Origin of the sequence: Coleofasciculus sp. B1-GNL1-01 (assembly GCF_040220235.1) — a bacterium.
Lineage (GTDB): Bacteria > Cyanobacteriota > Cyanobacteriia > Cyanobacteriales > Coleofasciculaceae > Coleofasciculus.
Map to the genome: position 1 here is coordinate 1 of NZ_JAVJTO010000043.1, position 20,994 is coordinate 20,994.

Sequence of the window (20,994 nt, forward strand, 5' to 3'; positions counted from 1 at the left end):
TCTGAGTCGTCGAAACCTTTACCTGGAGTAGGTTTCGAGCATTTTTGACCGACACTGAATTTTGACAGAGTGTTGAAAGCCTTATTCTACGGTTAATCCAGGGTGTATGAGCCTTTGGGCAATTGTGGTGAGAAATCCGGGTTTTAGTATAAGCGATTGTAACGGCTAATTTATACTCAGTTTAAAAGTCAAGTATAATCAAAGTAAATTAGTTTTACAATCAAATTATTTAAAAGCCATGACTCTAAGATTTATTAGCCCCAAGACTGACTTTGCTTTCAAAAAAATATTTGGCTCAAAAGACAGCAAAGATATCCCAATTAGCTTTTTAAATGCCTTAATTTATGAAGCCAACCCCGTGATTCAGGATTTAGAAATCATTGACCCCTATAATCCTAGGGAGGTGGTGGATCTCAAAGACAGCTATCTGGATGTCAAAGCCTTACTGGATAATGGCTCAACCGTCCTAATTGGGATGCAAGTCCTCAACGTAGCCTTCTTCGAGAAGCGGGTTATTTATAACCTGACCAAAACTTATGGAAATCAGCTCAAATATGGTGAAGGATATTCGTACCTGAAACCCGTAATTTCCTTAACAATTACCGATTTTCCTATGTTTGATCAGACACAACGGTATTTGACCCGGTTTAGCTTAAAGGAAAACCAGGAGTTGTTTGATTATCCTGATCCAGAAATCGAGTTGATTTTTGTAGAATTACCGAAATTTATGAAAACGCTGGATGAACTAGAAAGTTTAACGGATAAATGGATTTATTTTATTAAAGAGGCTCCCAGCTTGGAGGTAATCCCCCCCACATTTAGCCAACTGCCAGAACTCGATAAAGCGATGAATATCGCCAATCAAGCGAATTTGAGTCCAGAAGAAGTGGAAAAATTGCGTAAGCAAGAAATGTTTCTGGAAGACCAACGGGGTTCGATTGTTAAGGCAAAGCAGGAAGCCTTACAAGAAGGTCGTCAACAAGAGCAAATCCGATGGATATTCCGTTTTATGGAGCGACAGTTTGGGTTGATTCCGCCAGAAATAAATCAGCGAATTCAAAACTTATCGGTTGACCAGTTGGAACATCTAAGCAATGATATTTTTGATTTCAACAATGTAGAAGAGTTATCAAGTTGGTTACAGAAAAATGGATAATTTGGGGCTTGGAGTAACCCCGCATCATATTGATCGATTCCCTTAAATTCATCAAGATCAATTCCCCTGTTAGTTTAATCCCCTGAGTCTGGAATATTAAACGGTCAAACTTTACATTTTGTAGCACTTTCGGATAGCGATCGCTCCGTTTGTAGTGGGCGCTTTAGCGCCGTTCCGTTCGTCGTGAGTCCGTATCCTTTGCTACTCACATCTCCTTCCCCTGCTTCAATCTGGCTTAGGTGAAATTGGTATAAAATAAAGGAATTCCAGAACAGAAGCACTCGCGGTGGGGTGCAGATAAACCGTAGAGAGGGAGAAGGGGATCATGTCTGAGTATATGCACAGCCAACCAAAAGGATCGTCTCAATCTAATTCGACGCCAGTCCCGAATCCGTTACAGCCTAATCGGTTTAACGTTCCGCCCCCAGCCTCACCCCAACCCCAGGAACCCGTAGATATCCAAGCCCAACGGGAAAAAGCGGATCACCTCAAGTCCAATCTGCTGGAAATCCCGGTTAGTACGTCAGACGCCCCACCACCACCAAATCAGTCGCAGACGGGATTGGGAAATACTACCCAACGGCGGCTCAAACCTCTGGTTAATCCCCTGAACCGGCTAAATTCTCAGCCAGGGAATCCCTCTACATCTGAACCAACAGCCGAGGAGTCTGTGGTTCAACGTCAACCGGAAGACGGGGGTCAATTTCCACCCGGATTTGACCCCCATGAAAAAGCCCAAGCCTTGCATGATGCATTTGATGGCTGGGGAACCGATGAACGGAAAGTTCTGGATATTCTCTGGGCGGGGAACCGCGAACTGACTCAGGCAATTGAAGCGGCTTATAATCAACGGTATCATCCGCCACTTGAACAAGCGCTGCATGATGAACTCTCCGGTGATGACTTGCAAAAAGCGTTGCAGCTTTTGGGTCATGGCAAACTGACACTACGGGATAAAATTCGAGAAGCGGTTAAAGGCTGGGGAACAGATGAGGATAAGATATTTAATGCCTTAGATCGCGCCAGTGAAGCGGAACTGAATGAACTGTGGAATGATCCAGAGTTGGTTACCTGGCTACGGAATGAGTTGAGTGGCGAAGATTTAAGTTTAGTCAATGCCTATTTAGAGGGGAATGGGGTACTCGCGGCAAAACTGCGACAAGCGATCGCGGGTTGGGGAACCGATGAAGCGGCGATCTGGCGGGCGATTGAGAGTGCTACTCCCCAAGAGAAGCAGTTTATTTTATCTCAACCCAAGTTACTCAATGACTTGAAAGCCGATTTATCTGAGTCTGACTGGATTCGTTGCGATCGCACGCTTCGGGGTACGCTAACGAATGTAGACCGGATTGAAATGGCGATCGCGGGTTGGGGAACCGATGAAGCGGGATTGAAAGCGGCGCTATCTGGACTCACCGCCCAAGAGTTTAGCCAGCTTCCCGAAACGATTGATCAATTCCTGGGTGCCGAACTATCGGGAAGCGATTTAGTCGAAGCACAGGAAATCCTGCATCAGCAACGACTGAAGTATGACCCAGAGTATCAACAGGCATATTTGAACCAACAAGGTGAAGCATTAGGCGAAGACGCGATCGCAGATGCAGGGAATTCGGTTTTAATTGCCGGTGATGGACAAAGCCAGTCCGCCGTGGGACAACTCAAAGCCGCTTGTGCGGGTTTAGGTACCGATGAAAAACAAATCTGGCAAGTCCTCAATTCCCTGAGTGAGTCGGAACGACAGTTTATTCGAGAACGCAATCCCCAAGGGGTGCTGGATGTACTGCGAAGTGATTTATCTGAAGCGGACTACACTCGCGCCATGGAATTGCTCAGTGGGGGTGCGGGTTCAACCGTCGCCGCGATTAAACAAGCCGTAGAAGGGTTAGGTACAGATGAGCGGTTACTCTATGATGCCATTGACCGCATCCTCAACGAAGGCGTCGCCGCTGACATTTTAGCCGATCAGAATTTACTGCAACAGATTCGCAAAGATATTTCCGCCAAACAATATGATATCTTCTACGACGCCCTGCGGATCGGTCACTTCACGCCCCTAATGCGCCTGCAATGGGCAACCGCGATGGCAGGAACCGACGAGGAGTTAGTCTTTGAACTGTGCCGAGAGTATGGACAACAATGGTATAGCCAGGGTCAAATAAAACCTGCGATCGCGGCTATCCTACAACGGGAACTAGATACCCGCGACTATTGGCAAGCCCTGGACTTAATCCGAGGCGAACCCCAAACCGAAGCCGAACGATTAGCCCGGGCGAAGGAACTCCTGGAACGAGAACGGGGCGGAATCAGCACGGGCATTATGGATGCTCTCTCCTCCAGTGGGGAAAATGCCGATGATGCGTGGCGAGAGTATCAAGCCACCTATAATAATGCCCTAGCCGATGGGGAACTCACCGAAGCAGAACAGCAGTTACTGCGCCGGGATGAAGAATTCTCTAAACGGATGACGGCAGAATATCGGGATGCCAAAGCCACCGTCGCTCAATGGGCAACTACCATTGCCGTTGCCATTGTCGGTATTGCTGCTACCCTTCTCACCGCTGGTGCGGCGGGTCCCTTTGTTATGGCGTTAGGTGGGAAGGTCGCGGTTGCGGCTGAAGCGATGGTGCTGGCGGCGGCGTTAAAAGTGGGTTTGAATAAAGCGATTCAGGGTGAGGGATACGACGTAACCAGCACTCAGGCTCTAGTGGATGCCGTTTCTGCCAGTGTTGAGGTGGGTTTAACCATGGTGGGTGGTCATTTGGCAACCCAGTTTATGCAAGGCATGGGCAAGACAGCCCTGGCTCAATCCGTCGCCCCTGGAGTCCAAAAAGTCTTTGGTCAAGCCGGTACCCGCATCCTCAACGCCGGTTTAGAAGGTAGCATTGATGCCACGATTGGCGGTATTGGTGAAGGCATTATTCAAGGCATGGCTCAGGATGAAACCTGGGCGGGTGGTGTTGAAGGCTTCTTCAAGAACATGGGAACCTCCGTTGGCGTGAATGCCTTAATGAGTGGCGTTGGTGGTGGTATGGCTGGCGCTGGGTTTAAGAGTATTGGCGAAGTGTTTGGTCCTCGGTTGCGGAGTCGAGCGCCGGAGACACCACCAGCGAACTCAGATGCTCCCCCCTCGAACCTGCCAGATAGTCCCGAACGCACAACACCGACTTCGACAGGCGATTCCGTAGATGGAGAGATTAAGCCACCCGATAGCCAACCTGAGATAGAAAGTCCCAGTAGTACTCACCATGTAGAAACACCAACCCGTTCCGGTGCACAAGCAGATGAGCCAGGAGTCGTCGCTCAACAAACAACGCCAGGTGGACATACCCTCAAAGCCTTAGACGATGGGAATGTTGTCCTTTGCTCGGACTGCGAACTGATTGAGGTTCGCTATCAGACGCTCTTTGACAATAAAGACAACTATGATGCTAAATTACAAGGCGATTTAGATCTATTGGAAGCTGATCTCACAGAAATTAGACAGCTTCAGACGCGCAAGCAGACCCATCTAGATCTTAGTGACACTGAGGTACAACAACTCGATTTAGAAATTAAGCAAAAGCTAGCACGGGTTAAGGACGATCTCAATGACTTAGAAACCCAGCGATACAACGAGCTGAATAAAATTGAGAAAGAGCAACTGACTACTCAAGAAGAGCAAGAGTTAGTCGCCATTCAACAGCAACGTATCCAATCGCTAGATACTGAAGCAAATCTTAATCTGACGCCGGAACAAATTAATCACTTGGCTGGAAAATCGCCTGGGCAACCTCTCACTAAGGAACAACTCCAAAAACTGATGAGTCATGCTCAGCTCGATTGGAAGCAGGTCAAAGCCAACTACCTCAAGTATCCCAACTTAATGAAGCAAGTTGTGGACTACCGCACCAGCGAGGTACAAACAATAATTAATAAAATCAAGCAAGATTTAATTGAGGTAGAAGCTGTATTTCAGGATAAGTCTCGCATCAGCCAAATTGCTGCAGGCAGTACAGATCTCACCTCTGACTATGATATCGTGTTCTATAGTCCGAATAAAATTAAGGCAATTGAAGCGGTAGAACGGTTCAATGAAGAATTTAGAGAAAAGTTTGGCAGAGAATCCGGCTTTGTCTTCGATACTAATGTCTACACTCCCGGATTCTTACCCGATGCCGCTTATACGAAAGAAGCCGCGATCGTCGGCAAATTAAATCAGTTACAGGATGCCTGGAACAAAAAAATCAACAAAGAGGCAAAACTAGAAGAAATCGAAAAATCGCTTAAGTCTTTAGACGAGTCAGAATTATCCGGGCGCGGCGCGGCGGATATGGAAACAAACCGAACAGAACGACAAACGAAAAAAGAGCAACTTGAAGATGAGATAGCAGAGTTAGTTGAGGAAATTACCACCCTGAAACAAGAAACAAGATCATTGTGTAGAGAAGCTGGTAAAAAGCCGGGTTCGCTCAACACACCAAAGCAAGTTAGTGATAAATTAGACCAAATGACCGCGAAGCTGGATCAACAATATACGTTTGAAGCCCAGCGAAATGCACCAGCGGATCTAGAAACTGAAGCCAAGCTTGTTGCCGATCAAGATGTCATGGCTTTGACGCAGCAACGGCGGAATATGACGGATGAAGAATGGAAAGGATTTCAAAAAGATACACTTAATGGTTTGGACAGTGATCCGGAGGTTCAAGCCCAAACAACCGCTCGTTTCAAAGCGGCTGAGCAGGTTTACACTCAAGCCAGAAATGATCTAGATGCTGAAATTATCTTTCAAAATAAGGCGAAAAAACCTAATCATTCAGATCCAGCCCAAAGAAAAGTTTATCCTGAAGAGAACGTTGAAGCCATTAAGCTCCAGAACCCAAATGCAGAAATGGAAGCGAGTAATATTCTCTATGTCAAACGACTAGCAGAAGTTAAACGTATTTTGGCAGAACTTGAACCACTGAGAGAAAAAAGGCTAACCAAACAATTGAATAAGACAGAGAAAGCACGGCTCAATGAATTAACGATTGCGTGGAATAAGAAGCAAAGTGAGGCACTAATTTTTGCTAACGAAATTTACTATACCAGTGGTGCGGCTCAGCATGTGGTGGGTAATCAGCAGATGTTTTTAGGTCAAAAACTGACCCCTGAGGAGTACTTAAATGCCTTCAACGAACAAATCAGTTATGCACTCCAACACATTACACCGGAAGAAGGCTTGGGTGATGCTTTATGGACAAGTGGGAAATATACTGACCGGGCTGCCCGTGCGATTGATCAGTTAACCAAACTTGAGGGACTTCTCAAGGGTTCTCCAATTCCTCTTGATCAAAAACTTCAAGATAAGGTTAAAAAACTGGGGGAAATGGCAGAAACAATGGTAGATCTTAAGAAAGACAGAGGAAAGTATAAAAATAAAAATTTGTCTCCTGAACAGAAAGCAAAAGAAGCTCTAGAAATTGCTGAAAAATATCAAGGTGAATATAGATTTCAACTGGATAGCATCAATGGATTGCGCCAAGAACTGATTACCTTAAGCTTTCAAGTCAATCAGCAAGTCCGCAAACAAGGCTTAAGTTACAAAGGACAAAACTCCTTTAATCCAGTAACTAGCGGGCAATCAAACGCTGTAACTTCTGCTCATCCTTGATGATCCCTATGCTCGAATTCGAGAATCCTCTCATGATATAGATGTTATTGCCAACTTAACGGGCTTGCCTAAAGAAGATGTGGCTTTAGCTAAAGAACACTTCATGGTAGACACACACGTCCTAGTAGATGATACCACTGGAGAACTTTACCGAGGAAGGTTCACTCCCGATCAACTCGATGTAATAGTCTGGGGGAAAGTCGTTGATGGTCAAGACCTTTCGCAGCTTGAGGTCAAGCACCTGCGTGACCTAATCCTCCATGAGAATGCAGAGGGACGCTACTTAAGGGCGGCTAAAAAAGAACTGGATAAAGCTTTTAATGAAGGAAAACTTGAGGATATGCTTCGGAGCTTTTTAGCGGAGGAGAAGGGGATGAGTCCAGCCAAAATAAACCTGTTCCTAGAGAATGAACCTCACCCTATGACTCCCTATCGCTATGCCCATTGGAGAGCGCATTTTGGCGGAGGTCCTAATCCAAAGGTTTCAACGGATCTCGTCGATCAATTAATTCAAGAGAAATTGATAAACTATGAAGACTTGCTGTAACTTAGTGAGAAAGTCGGAGAATAACATCACTGGCTAATCGTTTCCTAAGGGGTAAAGAAATCTAATTATGTCTCCTACGGCTATCAGGCAACTTTTAGAGCAAGAGCGGTTTGTTGAAGTTCTCTATTTTGGTGCGCTTCAACTTGTGTCCTGTCCTACAGCAGAACTGCATCTCGACCTGGGTTTAGCATGCTGCGCTGCGATCAAACCAATTGCTCAACTTGAACGAGATTTAGCATCCGAAGATGAGACTAATCAATCGTATTTAGGACGATTAACCGTTGGTCGTGGTACAAGGCTAGTCAATGAGGGACTGCACCATTTGCTTCAAGCCACTCGTCTAGACCCCCAAATCCGATTTCCGCCCTCATTGGAGGCAATTACAATCAAGGTTTTGCGGGATCTGGAAGATTATTTAGGGCAAGAATTCAAGGGGTTTTCCGCTTCTGAACTGGATTACTCTCTGCGTTCAGCCGGATTGGCAGCTTTAGTATTACTGACTCGCTTACAAGGACTCGCTCCCGAACCATCAGGGGTATCATCAGATTTTAGGATTCAAGCCGCCGATGAAATTTTAGCAAAGGTATCTTCATCCTCACTCAAACAAGCCAGTTTCTACAACCTAAGTATAGATAATGCTTAAAAGTCAGGTTAACTCAGCAGACTGAATCAGCCTGTCCATCAATTCTTAGTTAAGGATGAATCGTTATGGAAGAAATAACTAAATGTGAAATCATTTCTACTCTCAGGGGTCATTCCGATTTTTTATACTGTCTTGCTATCAGCCCGGATGGACAAACATTATTCAGTGCCAGTCGAGATAAAACTATCAAAGTTTGGCATCTACAGAGTGGTGAAGAATTACGTACTCTTAGGGGCCACGAAAGCTTGGTTTTTGATTTAGTTATCAGCTCAAATGGTCAAATGTTAGTGAGTGGTAGTAGTGATGAAACGATAAAAGTATGGGACGTGCATAGGGGTGAAGAAATTATCACGATTAGAGGACATAAAGGACGAGTTAATGCTCTGGCTCTCAGTCCCGATGGACAGACTTTAGTGAGTACCAGTATGGATAAGACCATTAAGATTTGGCATCTCAAAACGGGTCAAGAGATTCGCACCTTCAGCCATAACTCTAGCTATGTTCATGATCTTACCATCAGTCCCGATGGACAGACGTTAGTCAGTGGAGGCAAAGCCAAAACCATCAAAATTTGGAATTTGCTCACGGGTCAAGAAATTCGTACTCTCATCGGTCATACTAACGATATTGATTCTGTTGCGATTAGTCCCGATGGACAAACTCTAGCCAGTGGCGGTTGGGACGAAACCATTAAATTGTGGCATCTCGCCAGTGGTCAAGAAATTCGTACCATACCTTGTGGATTTTTAGGGACAGTTCACTGTGCTACGTTTAGCCCAGATGGACAAACAATCGCTAGTGGTCATAAAGATGGAACGATTCGATTTTGGCAGGTAAAGACAGGTACACAGTTATTTGAGTTAGGGGAGCATTCTGATGGTGTTAATTGCGTGGTGTTCAGTCCTGATGGCAAAAGGTTAGCAAGTTGTGCATTATGGGATAAGACGATCAAGATATGGAAATTGCAATAAACTTTAGATTAGCCAACTATACGTGAGTAACAAGAGGTATTATCCCATGGTCAATCCCAATCATTTGGCACATCTTAAACAAGGCGCTGTGGCTTGGAATCAGTGGCGACAAGAAAATCATCCAGACATCTTGGGGGATTTTTCTAGGGCTGATTTGAGCAACATGGATTTGAGTGGGGTAAATCTGAGTAAGGCGAAATTGAATGATGCCAATCTCAGTGGCGCTAACCTCCGTGGAGCTAACCTGAATCAGGCTAAATTGTGGAGAGTTAACCTGCGAGAGGCTAACCTCACAGGTGCTACGTTGAGTGAGGCTTACCTTAATGATGTTGACCTGAGTGGTTTAAATTTGAGTGGAATTGATTTCAGCGAGGCATGGCTAGAAAAGGTGAATCTCCGTGGTGCAGATTTGTCTAATGCAAATTTGACCAATGCAACCCTGAATGGCGCTAATCTAGAAAATGCTAATTTAGACGGCGCTAATTTGTTTGGCATAAATCTCTACCAAGCTAATCTGCCAGGTGTCAATTTAGGGGGGCTAAATTTAGAAGAAGCGGATCTGAGTGAAGCTAACCTACAAGGTGTAACCTTAGAAGGAGCTAACCTAGAATATACCGCTATTGTAGAAACAAACCTACAAGGCGCTAACCTGAAGGGAGCCAACCTGAAAACGGCGAACCTAACTGATACTAACCTGGAAGATGCTAATCTTGAAGGCGCTAATCTTGAAGATGCTGTTTTATTTGGGGCGTTGCTCACTAATGCGAATCTCAATAACGCTAACTTGGAAGGCGTTGATTGGACGGGAGAGAGTAGTTGACGTTTTCAGGTTCTGATACTAGACAAAATGGTAGAAAATTACTCATTCCAATGTTTGCACACGTTGCAACAATATGCGGGGCAATCGGTTGTGATCTGTCATGACGAAAAACGTTTTATAAGTGGCGGCGAAGATTATACGATTAAAATTGGGAATTTATTGACTAAGCAGGATATTAGCTACCTGAGAGGACATCAAGCACGAGTCACTTGTCTGGCGCTGAGTCCAGATGGGAAAACTCTAATTAGTGCTGACGATAGTCCTGATTATGTTATTAAAGTCTGGGACTTACAACTGAAACAGGAACGAATCACCCTTGAGCGTTTTCACACCAATCGAATTTCTTCTTTGGTGATTAGTCCAGACGGGACAACTCTTTTTAGTAGTGGTTGCGATCGCGAGGTGGGAATGTGGGATTTAACCACGGGTGAGCTAGTCCATACCTTTTGGCAAGATGACCGTGGTGTTTATTCCCTGGCAATTAGCCCAGATGGGAAATGTTTGGTCTGTGGCAATGGCAAGGGATATATTGATGTCTGGGATTTGACGACAAAACAAAAAGTAAAGTCTTTTCAAGGACATACTGAAGATATTCAGGCGTTGGCAATGAGTCCAGATGGGCAGATGCTAATTAGTGGTAGTGGTGAGTTTGAAGGTCGAGACTTTACTATCAAAGCCTGGGCGATGAAAACTGGGCAAGAACTTTATACCTGTCAGGGACATAGCAATGTGATCAAATCCCTGGCAATTAGTGCTGATGGACGGTACTTTGTCAGTGGGAGTGATGATACAACGATTAAGGTGTGGGATGTGCCAACCGGAGAATTAATCCGTACCCTGAGAGGACATCGCCATTATGTTAACGCTGTGGCGATTAGTCGCGATCGCGAAACCTTAATCAGCGCCAGTAACGATAAAACCCTGAGACAGTGGAATTTAGCCACAGGAGAACTTCTCCATACCTACGGCGGACATTCCAGCTATGTGAATTGTCTGGCGATGCATCCTCACGGTAACGTCTTTGCCAGTGGGAGTTACGACAATAGCGTCAGAGTTTGGGATCTGCCCACGGGGAATGAACGAGTGATCCTGGCGGGGCGATCGCACTCAGGACTAACCGCGATTATTACCTCAAACGACGAGATTGTTGACATTATTCCGGCAGAAAATACCCGCAGAAAAACTACAGGACATTCGGATTGGATTGAATGCCTAACATTTAGTCCAGATGGGCAAATTCTGGTTAGTGGGAGTGCCGATCACAGAATTAATTTGTGGAATTGGCAAACAGGCGCACTCCTGCACACACTTAAAGGTCATTCCGATAGAGTGCTAGCGGTTGCCGTAAGTCCAGATGGACAAACATTGGTGAGTGGTGCTAATGACAAAACGCTGAAACTGTGGAATTTGTCAACCGGAAAACTGATGCAGACGATTCCAGCATCAGCCCCCGTTCATAGCGTTGTGATTACTCCGTTGATTTCAAGGTTAAACCGTTCACTCCTGATTGCTGGTGTTGGTCAAACTATTCATATTTGGGATTGGGAAGCCAAGAATCAGCTTCAGACGTTGGTGGGACATGGTTTTGATGTAATAGCTTTGGCACTCACCGCTGAGAATCAAAGGTTAATTAGTGGTGCTATAGACGGCATCAAACTATGGGATTTGTGCCAAGGGGAGCAAATTTATACGATTAAAAAAAATGCCCATCAACTTGAATCAATGGCTATTCCTCCTGGGGGACAACCTCTGGTTAGCAGTCATGATGAAGAAGAAAAGACGATCAAGTTATGGAATTTGAAAGCCAGACAACCCCTTCAGACTCTGACTGGACATTCAAGTTTGATTACAAGTTGGATTAGAGGTGTCGCGATTACTCCGGATGGGAAAACGATTATCAGTGGCAGTTGGGATAAAACCATTAAAATTTGGGGCATAATTCAGTAGTTTTTCAGTCACGTAACCCAAAAAGTTTTAAAGGATACTGAAATCTAACTTTAACTCCAATTTAGTAAAGTATACTCATTACCCTTCTACTCTTGTAACCTTTTGCCCCCTTTCCCCTATACAAGAACGATACTACTGAACTTGATATGAGCTTGGATTATAACCCCCTCTTCCAAGGTGCTGCCCGTCTTGGACTTCTACTGGGCGCGATCGATTTACCCTGGAACCGCGTCACCCCCTACGTGGAAGCCTTTGCCAGCGAACTCAATGCTTACCAGGAACTATCTCTAGACAGCACCGCTACGACAGTCGGCTTAATGACCCGTGGAAGTGGCAAAGATTTCGCCTTTCGCATCGCTCGTTATCTGGAAAACCACGGCATTGATGAGTCAAGACTGCGACGTTTCTTAGTTCGAGCTAAATTCTTAGAGTACCAAAATCTTTTCTTTAAAGTCGAGATAAATTCAGCAGAACTTTTCGAGTTTTCCTACTATTTTCGTCAGCGTATTTCATTAGAGGTTGTTGGCGCTTGGTTACGGGATACGGGTGTTGATACTGAAGGACTTGCCTACGTTTATGCTTGTGCGAAAGAACTGCAAAAGCAAACGGTTCATTTCTTAGCAACGGCTGAACGTCCTCAAGGTGAAAGTCTGGAGAAAGTTTATTTTAGTCAACCCCAAGATTTAGAGGTTTGGGATAGAGCTAAAAATGCCAGTTACCTGGCTGGTTTAACCGAAAACTGTTGGCAACCCCTTGTCCCTTTCCAGACTAGGCTGAGAAATCAACCTCTCTTTTTGTCGTTGGCATTTTCGGGTGGACAATTTTGTCCTGGAATTAAACTGGATATTCAAGGAGTGACTCCCGATATCGTCGAGACGTTGATGCAGCAGGCGGGATGTTCCCCGGAGGTATGTAAGGGAACGCAACTGTTGCTCAACCTGTTTGAGAAGCAACAGTTTGACTATTTAGGAGTTCATCTCAACCCAAATACTTCTTTTGACACCAAAGTTTACGTTTATCACAGTTGTGATTAGTGATTGAGGAAGAAATAATTTGCCTATTTGATCTCAAAATTATTGGGGTATGACACTTTGAGGGCGGAATGTGGACTCGAAATCCGTGAAATCAGTGTTATTTCGCTTCCATCCAATTTTTACCCTCACTCACATCCACGACTAACGGGACAGCTAACTCAACGGCTGACTCCATTGTCTCTGGTATTTTTGCTTGCAATTCCTCCCATTCATGCGGCGGAACTTCAAAGACTAATTCATCATGGACTTGCAACAATAATCGCGCCTGGTAATTCTGTAACACCTGATGCATTTTGACCATGGCAATTTTGATAATATCCGCACTAGAACCTTGAATCGGAGCATTAGCAGCCGCTCGGAGTAACCCCGCGTCATATTGACCGATTCCCTTAAATTCATCCAGATTAATCTCTTTCGGATTTTTACCTTTAGCATCGCGCAATCGGTTACTATTAAATTCAAAGTAACGGCGACGTCCTAAAATCGTCTCCACATAACCCTTGGCGATCGCGTCCCGTTTCTTCTGCTCCAAATACCCGAAAACTTTGGCATAGCGTTGCTTTAATCGGTCAATAAATTCCTTTCCTTCCGCCGCCGATACTCCGGCTTCTCTGGCAAATCGCTGGGGTCCCATACCGTAGATCACGCCAAAGTTAATTGTTTTTCCCAATCGTCGTTCGTCTGGCGTTACGGTTTCTTTTTCAAACAATAATTTAGCAGTTACTGCGTGAACATCCTGATTATTCCGGTAGGTTTCCACCAGTAAGGGTTCTTGACTCAGATGTGCCAAAATCCGTAACTCAATTTGGGAATAGTCTGCGGATACTAATAACCAACCTGATTCAGGTAAAAATGCTTGGCGAATTTGGCGACTAAACGCCGTCCGAATCGGAATATTCTGTAAATTAGGATTCGATGAGGATAGACGTCCTGTGCTGGTTATTGTTTGATTAAAATCAGTATGTATGCGTTGGGTATCTTTATGAACCAGTTTCGGCAAAGCATCAACATAAGTGGATTTTAATTTAGAGAGGGTGCGGTGTTTGAGAATGGTATCAATAACCGGATGATCCCCTTGTAGCTTTTCCAATGTGGCATGATCCGTTGAGTAGCCTGTTTTCATTTTGCGCGACTTGCGGCGGTCGAGATTCAGTTTCTCAAATAGTAATTCACTTAACTGTTTGGGAGATCCTAAATTAAATTCTTCTCCGGCTTGCTTGTAAGCGTTCTGTTCAATATCGGCGAGTTCCTTTTCGAGAGATTCCGAGAGTTCTTTGAGGTAAGCCGTATCAATACGAATTCCCTGATATTCCATCTGGGCTAACACCGGTTCTAGCGGTTGCTCAACCTCAATCAACAGCTTCTCTAGCGCCGGAATTGCTTTCAGTTCTTCCCTGAGTTTAGGAACCAGTTGAAACGTGGCATAGACTTGCATCCCGCAGTATTCTGCCACCGTTTTGCTACTCAATGCAGCAATGGTTTTTCCTTTGGGAATCTTTAAATCTTTGTAGCTTTTTAGCTGAATTTGGGGGAAGTAGCGTTCGGTTAAACTATTAAGATTATGACTATTGTCGGGATTGAGAACATAACTGGCTAGCATGGTATCCATCACTACTCCTGCTAGTTTAATCCCTTGACTCTGGAAGATTAGGCGGTCAAACTTTACATTCTGTAGCACTTTGGGATAGCGATCGCGCTCTAAAATAGGACGCAGTGCTTCTAGAACGGTCTGTTTGTCTAAATTCTGACCCTGGTTATGGGCGATCGGGATATAAGCAACATCTGTTGCTTCAAGTCCCCAACAGCAACCAATACCCACCAATTCGGCGTTCCGTGGCTTCACATCACTGGTTTCTGTATCCCAAGCCACTGGAGTTTTTATGTTCGTGCAGTTTTCCAGAATATCGACCAGTTGGTCTAATTTATCTTTTGTATCAATAATTCTAGGTTGAATTGGACAACTGGCTGCCGCTTGTTTCTGATAGTCTTCTGTTTCATCGGCTGTCCAGAAAGACAGATCAGGACTACTGTCTTCAACCGAGGGTTCTGATTCTGTCCCTGCATCTTCCGCCACGTTTCCACCAAAACGCTGGTGAATTTCGTCAATTTTCTTTAAGAAAAACTCGAATTCTAGTTTTTGTAAGAAAGGCTTAAGTACAGAGGTATCAAACCCCTCTAACTTTCCCGCCTTTAATTCCACATCCACAGGTGCATCAAAAGCCAATTGCGCTAAATACTTAGAATGTTCAGCGTCTTGCTTTCCGGTTTCCAGTTTCGTTTTTACCGCACCTTTAATCTGATCGAGGGATGCATAAATGCCTTCTAGGGAACCAAAATCATTCAGTAACTTAACCGCCGTTTTTTCGCCAATTCCCCTCACTCCGGGAATATTATCGGATTTATCGCCACAAAGGGCTTTGTAATCCACTACCTGTTCTGGTGTAATACCCAGTTTATTTTTTACCCCTTGGGTGCTATATTCTTCCAGTCCAGTGGAACTGCCGCTTTTTAATGCCTTATGGCTGAGATAGAGAACCGTAATTGACTTTTGCGGATCGATGAGTTGAAACAGGTCGCGATCGCCAGTTAAAATTTTTACCTGATACCCTTCATCAGTCGCCCGATGTGCCAAGGTTGCTAAAACATCATCAGCCTCATAGCCCGGAACCGCCAATACGGGTAAATTCAACGCCGTCAGCAATGCTTTGAGATTCTGCAAATCTGGGATAAAATCTTCCGGTGTCTCCGGTCTATCGGCTTTATAGGTATCATCCGCTTCGTGACGAAATGTTGGCAATTCCAGGTCAAACGCCACCGCCATCGCCTGAGGTTGCTGGGAACTGATCACCTCTAATAAGGACTTGAGAAAGCCAAAACACACACTGGTGGGTATTCCACTCTTGGTTCGTAGTCCCCCATCTCGTCCTTTAGCGAAGGCGTAATAGGAACGAAACGCGAGAGAATGACCGTCAACCAGAATAAATAGTGGTTTTCCTGCCGTTGTTGAATCGGCAGAGGGAGAGGCGTTAGGCACAGGCATTGATTGAGACATAGGCTCATTTTAGCTTAATCCACGAGAAGCCCCCTGCCCTTTGAAAGGGGGGAACTGGAGTAAAGGTAAGCGATCGCTCTCTTCCTTACTATATGCTCCCGATCAATCCTCAATCCCAGTCTAGTGATATAATCTTCCTCTAAATTCGGTGGGGTCGGATAACCTAATCGATATCACGTTGGCAATTACATTCACAGATGATATATCCTAGAAAACAGCCAATTTCCCCAGTGCAGCTTAAACGTCAAAGAGGGGGACAGCGAGCGGCATTCCTGCTAGCCACCCTGTTGCTGCTATTTTTTCCGGTTCGAGTTCTGGCTCAAGATACCGAAACCTCTAGCGGTTTCCTGAATTCGATCGATAGTGTATTCTCGGCAATCGTCGCTTTCCTCGTTGAAATTCTCTTCTACGACATCGGTGGTTTTCCACTGATTGTGGTGTGGTTGATTGTAGCAGGTATTTTCTTTACGCTTCGCCTCGGCTTTATCAATCTCCGTGCCTTTAAACATGCAATTGATGTGGTACGGGGTAGGTATGATGACCCAGAGGAAGAGGGACAAGTCTCCCACTTTCAGGCGTTGGCGACGGCGTTGTCGGGAACGGTGGGATTAGGCAACATTGCTGGCGTGGCTGTAGCCATTCAAGTTGGTGGTCCAGGGGCGATGTTCTGGCTGACACTGGCGGCTTTTCTGGGGATGACAACGAAGTTGGTGGAATGTACGCTAGGACTAAAATACCGCATCGAACGCCCTGATCGCACAGTCGCGGGAGGACCAGCTTATATGCTCTCGCGCGGGTTAACGAACATGGGGTTGGCTCCTCTGGGAAAGGGATTAGCCATTATTTTTTCCGTGCTGGCGATTTTTGGTTCGATGGGTGGCGCGAATATGTTCCAGTCTAACCAAGCCGCCATCGCGTTTGTGGGTACATTTCCGGGGATGGAGCAAAAGGAATGGATCATCGGTTTGGTTTTAGCAGTATTAACCGCAATTGTGATTATTGGTGGGATTGAGCGAATTGCTTCGACGACGGGGTTGCTGGTGCCCGCAATGGCGGTGATTTATATCTTGGGGTGTCTGTGGATTGTTGTAGTTAATTTACCTCAAGTTCCTAGCGCAGTTGGGACAATTATTAGTCAAGCGTTTGTTCCTCAAGCGATTGAAGGCGGTATTATTGGCGTTATTGTGCAAGGGGTGCGGCGCAGTGCTTTTTCCAATGAAGCGGGGATCGGTTCAGCTGCGATCGCGCACTCGGCGGCTCGGACTGATGAACCAGTGCGGGAAGGGATTGTCGCCCTCTTGGAACCGTTTATTGATACGATCATCATCTGCAACATGACTGGAATCATGATTGTCCTAACAGGTGTCTATCAAGATACGGGTGAAGCGATCGATGGTTCGCAGATGACACTGAATGCCTTTGCTACAGTTAGTACCTGGTTCCCGATTGTTCTCACGATCGCGATTTTCTTGTTTGCCTTCTCTACAATTATTTCCTGGAGTTATTACGGCGAGATTTCTTGGCAATATCTTTTTGGTCAACGCACCATTATCATCTATAAGGTAATTTTTGTCGCCTGCGTGTTTATTGGTGCTGTTGTCACTCCCGGTGCGGTAATTGATTTTAGCGATTTAACCCTGCTGATGATGGCACTTCCCAACTTAATTGGTGCTTATTTTCTCTCCAATGAGGTGGCAGGAGACATCAGCAATTATATGGAGCGGCTACGTTCTGGGCAAATGCCAACTTATGCGGAAAAGCTAGCCACTCTGGGGGATTCCCACCAAGCTTGACACTAATGCATCTTTGAGTTTTGCAGGTTGTCGGGGCGGGTTTCATTATTATCGTTTCTTGGTAGCCAGATGTCACTCAACCCGCCCTGAATTAAGAGAAAACTCGCTTCCATCCCAGCAAGCTATACGGAAATGAAGAATTAACAATCAACCCTTAATAATTATGAGCTGGTTAAAAAAGAACAATGTGCTTGTACCAACTGATTTCTCAGATATATCTTTTACTGCACTGGCTCCGGCTTTAGAATTTGTCGAGGATATATCTCATTTACATGTCATTCACGTTCTACTGCCTCTGAGTGCCGTCGATCCCGGTACAATATGGAAAACAGTTACCTCAGAATCTCGGCAAAACAACGCTAAATCTGTGCTGAAAAACAAGCTGAGTGAACTGGGGTATGCAGAAGTACAGCATCAGGTTTCAATTGGGACTCCTAGTCATGAAATTGTGGACTATGCCAAAGAAAAAGGAATTGAACTAATTGTCATGCCTACCCACGGACACACAGGTGTCAAGCGGGTTTTGATGGGGTCTGTCGCTGAACAAGTGGTGCGGTTGTCTCCTTGTCCGGTGTTGTTACTCCGTTGAGGGGTAAAAGCTGAGAAGGCTAATCAGGTAGAAGTAAGTAGTCGGACTTGCATTCAAGTTAACGGTTGAGATTAGGAAACTCACGGGCAGTAAGGATTTGAGGCGTGTTACGATTTATTAGTACAGTGTCCAGAATTTATGTCCAGGTACTTACTAATTCTCGCGATCGCATGGGGGCATTTCTGATGCTAGGCTGTAATTGACCAAATTTTAGTTAGTTTCTGTTATTGGGGAAAAAGTGTATGTCCAGAGTGAAAGTGCAATTTAAGTCTCATCAGAGTTGCCATCCCCATTATGCTGATGTGGCTACAGTTAATCCTATGGATGATGATATAGTTATTGATTTTGGATTTATTGACCCTATTAATGTCAGAGATTTAAGCAAAGCTTCCGAAGAAGAAATTGTGGTTGATTGTCAACCTATAGCTCGTTTGATTGTTAGTCCAACGCTAGCTAAACAACTGATCGCTGATTTACAAGAAGCGTTAAATATTGTTAATAAAACTGGTGCAGATATAGACTCTATAGATCAGCAAGAGAAACCTGCTGTGTACCCCGATCCGGAGGTTGTTGAATACATGGAGCATCAGAGTCAGCTTTTTGAAGAGAAAAGACAAGAGTTGTTGACTCAGTATGGGGGGATGTATGTAATCTTTGAAGATGGACAGGTTCTGGATGCAGATAAAGACGAAGCAGCTTTAGTAAAGCGAGCTTACGCAAAAACTGAACCAAGACACCTGTTTATCAAAAAGGTTCTTGCTGAAGAGTCTAAGCTAACCGTTAACATTCCATCTCTGTCTCAATAATAGTCGAGTTTCAGTGGGTTATTATAGCTACATTTCTTTGGGACAAGGAAAGCCAGCCGCTCCTCTTACATTTTTGATTGACGAGTGCAGCTTGACGGAAATAATTCACCCACGAAAGGCGGGGCGGGTTTAGTTACATCTGGGTGCAACCGAAAAGATAGTGATGAAACCCGCCCCTACACACGTACCAGGTTCCCTCACTTTCAACGCTTCTGGCATCATACCAAATCCGGGGAACGCTACCCCTGTTATAACCAAGTCCGCGCAGGCGGACTTAGTTTGTGTAGCAGCGATTTCAATCGCCTCCTCTTGCTCATCCTGGATAAGTGCGCTTCCTGGTGCAATTTTCTATAATGTATGTAACATTTCTTAACGATAAGGGGAAGCGGATGGATTATCCTAACTTAGCGCAAATTTCAGATCAGCTCGATAGTGCCAACTCCCGCGATCGCATGGTGGCGTTAGCCCACCTCCGTAACGTGCCAGCAGAGGAGGCTGTGCCTTTAATCAAGAAGGTTTTAGACGATCCCAGTTTACAAGTGCGATCGATGGCAGTCTTTGCCTTGGGGGTGAAGCAGACAGACGAATGCTACCCCATTTTGGTGAAACTACTCGAAACTGACCCCGATTATGGCATTCGCGCTGATGCCGCCGGAGCCTTAGGATATCTAGAAGATGCCAGAGCCTTTGAATCATTAGTCCGGACATTCTATGAAGATACACAATGGTTAGTCCGGTTCAGCGCGGCTGTCGCATTGGGCAATATAAAAGATCCCCGCGCCCGTCAAGTTCTCACTAAAGCACTGGATAGTGAAGAAATCGTGGTGCAACAGGCAGCTATCTCCGCATTGGGTGAAATTAAAGCTATAGACGCTGTGGATGATATCCTGCGCTTTGCTCAATCCCCCGATTGGTTAGTGCGCCAACGATTAGCCGAAGCCCTGGGGAACCTACCCACGGACAAAAGCCAGTCGGCATTAAAATTCTTAGCCAAAGACAGCCATCCCCAAGTTGCCCAAGCAGCATCTATCTCCCTGAATCGCTTGCAGGAGGCGACAAAGCCAGCCTAAACCTCTGCCCATGGCTTTACTGGAAGTCATGAGCAATCAACAATGAACCATAAACAAGCCAGGAGAACGATAAAATCAATTAAAGCTTTGTTAACGTGAAACGTCTGACTTCATGGATATAAAAGAATTTTTTGAGCAGAGTGCTGGTCGATGGTTTTCGCAGCGTACCAGTCACCATCTGGCATTTAAGCAAGCTGAAAATGGTAAATCTGATATTACGATTGAAATGATCGCGGCTGATGCGCCAGAAGTGGTTCAGCTATGCCAACAGTATGAGGTTGATCCAGATTCAGCTATCTGCGGTGCCAGAGTGACGTGGGATGGCACAATGGACTGGGATGAAGAAAAGCATCAAGGCTCAACGGTGCTGGTGCCCGTTGCTGATCCTGATAAGCCCAATGAAGGGAAGCTATTGCGGGAAATGGGCTATGCGGAGAAAGCCCCGGTAGCGGGTCGCTATATTATGGGAGATGATCAGGCGTTGACCTTAATTACCGACTACGAAACCATGTATTCTGAGGAGCGTTTGTGGTTTGCTAGTCCTAACTTACGGCTACGGACGAGCATTTTGAAGCGATTTGGCGGCTTTAGCATGGCGTCTCTGTCTTCAGAAATTCGCATGGGTGTGACTAAGCCCCCGCAAAAATCACAAGATGCGGCGGCGAAGACTTAATCTAGGGGCTACTGAATAAGTGTTGTGGTGGGGGGGAGCTGGGGGAGCTGGGGAAGCTGGGGGAGCTGGGGAAGCTGGGGGAGCATTGCCAAATTAACTGCCAAATTAACTGTTAGGTGGATTACCCGCATTTCTCACAAGAAGCGCGATCGCAAATCACAAAAACCTTGCCAGACAAGGATTTAATCCCATTTATTCCCCCCAGCCGCACACAACAGTGTGTTGCACCTTCAAGCCTCTGAATAATCATGCTCCTCAACCTAA

General features: G+C 45.4%; 14 protein-coding genes. 13 read left to right on the forward strand and 1 reads right to left on the reverse strand.

Annotation, left to right across the window (positions count from 1 at the left end):
* Window positions 1-238 precede the first annotated feature (238 nt).
* The 8 genes from RID53_RS09695 (at window position 239) to RID53_RS09730 (ending at window position 12,747) form a co-directional block, all read left to right on the forward strand.
* A complete protein-coding gene (locus RID53_RS09695; RefSeq protein ID WP_446387911.1) occupies window positions 239-1,156 on the forward strand; it encodes an Rpn family recombination-promoting nuclease/putative transposase in 918 nt (305 codons plus the stop codon).
* A gap of 670 nt (window positions 1,157-1,826) precedes the next feature.
* Window positions 1,827-6,785 (forward strand): hypothetical protein, encoded by a 4,959-nt coding sequence (locus RID53_RS09700; RefSeq protein WP_446387912.1) that lies wholly within the window; start codon window positions 1,827-1,829, stop codon window positions 6,783-6,785.
* 103 nt (window positions 6,786-6,888) lie between these two features.
* Window positions 6,889-7,332 carry a hypothetical protein gene (locus tag RID53_RS09705; RefSeq protein WP_446387913.1) on the forward strand — a complete coding sequence of 148 codons (444 nt, stop codon included), beginning with the start codon at window positions 6,889-6,891 and terminating at the stop codon, window positions 7,330-7,332.
* 67 nt (window positions 7,333-7,399) lie between these two features.
* The gene (locus RID53_RS09710) at window positions 7,400-7,975 is read left to right on the forward strand and encodes a hypothetical protein (RefSeq protein ID WP_446377070.1); all 576 of its coding nucleotides are present in this window, start codon (window positions 7,400-7,402) and stop codon (window positions 7,973-7,975) included.
* A 65-nt stretch (window positions 7,976-8,040) separates the two neighbouring features.
* Window positions 8,041-8,946 carry a WD40 repeat domain-containing protein gene (locus RID53_RS09715; RefSeq protein WP_446377068.1) on the forward strand — a complete coding sequence of 302 codons (906 nt, stop codon included), beginning with the start codon at window positions 8,041-8,043 and terminating at the stop codon, window positions 8,944-8,946.
* Between the two features lie 46 nt (window positions 8,947-8,992).
* Window positions 8,993-9,766 (forward strand): pentapeptide repeat-containing protein, encoded by a 774-nt coding sequence (locus tag RID53_RS09720; RefSeq protein ID WP_446387914.1) that lies wholly within the window; start codon window positions 8,993-8,995, stop codon window positions 9,764-9,766.
* A gap of 27 nt (window positions 9,767-9,793) precedes the next feature.
* Window positions 9,794-11,713 (forward strand): WD40 repeat domain-containing protein, encoded by a 1,920-nt coding sequence (locus RID53_RS09725; RefSeq protein WP_446387915.1) that lies wholly within the window; start codon window positions 9,794-9,796, stop codon window positions 11,711-11,713.
* Between the two features lie 146 nt (window positions 11,714-11,859).
* Window positions 11,860-12,747: a hypothetical protein gene (locus tag RID53_RS09730; RefSeq protein WP_446377062.1), complete on the forward strand. Its 888-nt coding sequence runs from the start codon at window positions 11,860-11,862 to the stop codon at window positions 12,745-12,747.
* A 97-nt stretch (window positions 12,748-12,844) separates the two neighbouring features.
* Here the strand turns inward: RID53_RS09730 and polA are convergent, their stop codons facing one another.
* Entirely contained in the window at window positions 12,845-15,799 is a 2,955-nt protein-coding gene (gene polA / locus RID53_RS09735) for a DNA polymerase I (protein WP_446387916.1), read from the reverse strand.
* Between the two features lie 197 nt (window positions 15,800-15,996).
* Between polA and RID53_RS09740 the strand changes: the two genes are divergently transcribed.
* The 5 genes from RID53_RS09740 (at window position 15,997) to RID53_RS09760 (ending at window position 20,730) form a co-directional block, all read left to right on the forward strand.
* On the forward strand, window positions 15,997-17,592 hold the full coding sequence (locus RID53_RS09740; RefSeq protein ID WP_446387917.1) for an alanine/glycine:cation symporter family protein: 1,596 nt from the start codon (window positions 15,997-15,999) through the stop codon (window positions 17,590-17,592).
* 163 nt (window positions 17,593-17,755) lie between these two features.
* On the forward strand, window positions 17,756-18,181 hold the full coding sequence (locus tag RID53_RS09745; RefSeq protein WP_446387918.1) for a universal stress protein: 426 nt from the start codon (window positions 17,756-17,758) through the stop codon (window positions 18,179-18,181).
* Window positions 18,182-18,423: 242 nt separating this feature from the next.
* Entirely contained in the window at window positions 18,424-18,987 is a 564-nt protein-coding gene (locus RID53_RS09750) for a hypothetical protein (RefSeq protein ID WP_446387919.1), read from the forward strand.
* A gap of 389 nt (window positions 18,988-19,376) precedes the next feature.
* Window positions 19,377-20,057 carry a HEAT repeat domain-containing protein gene (locus tag RID53_RS09755; protein ID WP_446387920.1) on the forward strand — a complete coding sequence of 227 codons (681 nt, stop codon included), beginning with the start codon at window positions 19,377-19,379 and terminating at the stop codon, window positions 20,055-20,057.
* 112 nt (window positions 20,058-20,169) lie between these two features.
* Window positions 20,170-20,730 (forward strand): phycobiliprotein lyase, encoded by a 561-nt coding sequence (locus RID53_RS09760; RefSeq protein ID WP_446387921.1) that lies wholly within the window; start codon window positions 20,170-20,172, stop codon window positions 20,728-20,730.
* The last annotated feature ends 264 nt before the right edge of the window (window positions 20,731-20,994 follow it).

What these genes read in the sequence shown, in the direction of transcription:
- RID53_RS09695 (WP_446387911.1), top strand. Translation starts at nt 239, where the DNA reads ATGACTCTAAGATTTATTAGCCCCAAGACTGACTTTGCTTTCAAAAAA.
- RID53_RS09705 (WP_446387913.1), top strand. Translation starts at nt 6,889, where the DNA reads ATGGTAGACACACACGTCCTAGTAGATGATACCACTGGAGAACTTTAC.
- RID53_RS09710 (WP_446377070.1), top strand. Translation starts at nt 7,400, where the DNA reads ATGTCTCCTACGGCTATCAGGCAACTTTTAGAGCAAGAGCGGTTTGTT.
- RID53_RS09715 (WP_446377068.1), top strand. Translation starts at nt 8,041, where the DNA reads ATGGAAGAAATAACTAAATGTGAAATCATTTCTACTCTCAGGGGTCAT.
- RID53_RS09720 (WP_446387914.1), top strand. Translation starts at nt 8,993, where the DNA reads ATGGTCAATCCCAATCATTTGGCACATCTTAAACAAGGCGCTGTGGCT.
- RID53_RS09725 (WP_446387915.1), top strand. Translation starts at nt 9,794, where the DNA reads ATGGTAGAAAATTACTCATTCCAATGTTTGCACACGTTGCAACAATAT.
- RID53_RS09730 (WP_446377062.1), top strand. Translation starts at nt 11,860, where the DNA reads ATGAGCTTGGATTATAACCCCCTCTTCCAAGGTGCTGCCCGTCTTGGA.
- polA (WP_446387916.1), bottom strand. Translation starts at nt 15,799, where the DNA reads ATGTCTCAATCAATGCCTGTGCCTAACGCCTCTCCCTCTGCCGATTCA.
- RID53_RS09740 (WP_446387917.1), top strand. Translation starts at nt 15,997, where the DNA reads ATGATATATCCTAGAAAACAGCCAATTTCCCCAGTGCAGCTTAAACGT.
- RID53_RS09745 (WP_446387918.1), top strand. Translation starts at nt 17,756, where the DNA reads ATGAGCTGGTTAAAAAAGAACAATGTGCTTGTACCAACTGATTTCTCA.
- RID53_RS09750 (WP_446387919.1), top strand. Translation starts at nt 18,424, where the DNA reads ATGTCCAGAGTGAAAGTGCAATTTAAGTCTCATCAGAGTTGCCATCCC.
- RID53_RS09755 (WP_446387920.1), top strand. Translation starts at nt 19,377, where the DNA reads ATGGATTATCCTAACTTAGCGCAAATTTCAGATCAGCTCGATAGTGCC.
- RID53_RS09760 (WP_446387921.1), top strand. Translation starts at nt 20,170, where the DNA reads ATGGATATAAAAGAATTTTTTGAGCAGAGTGCTGGTCGATGGTTTTCG.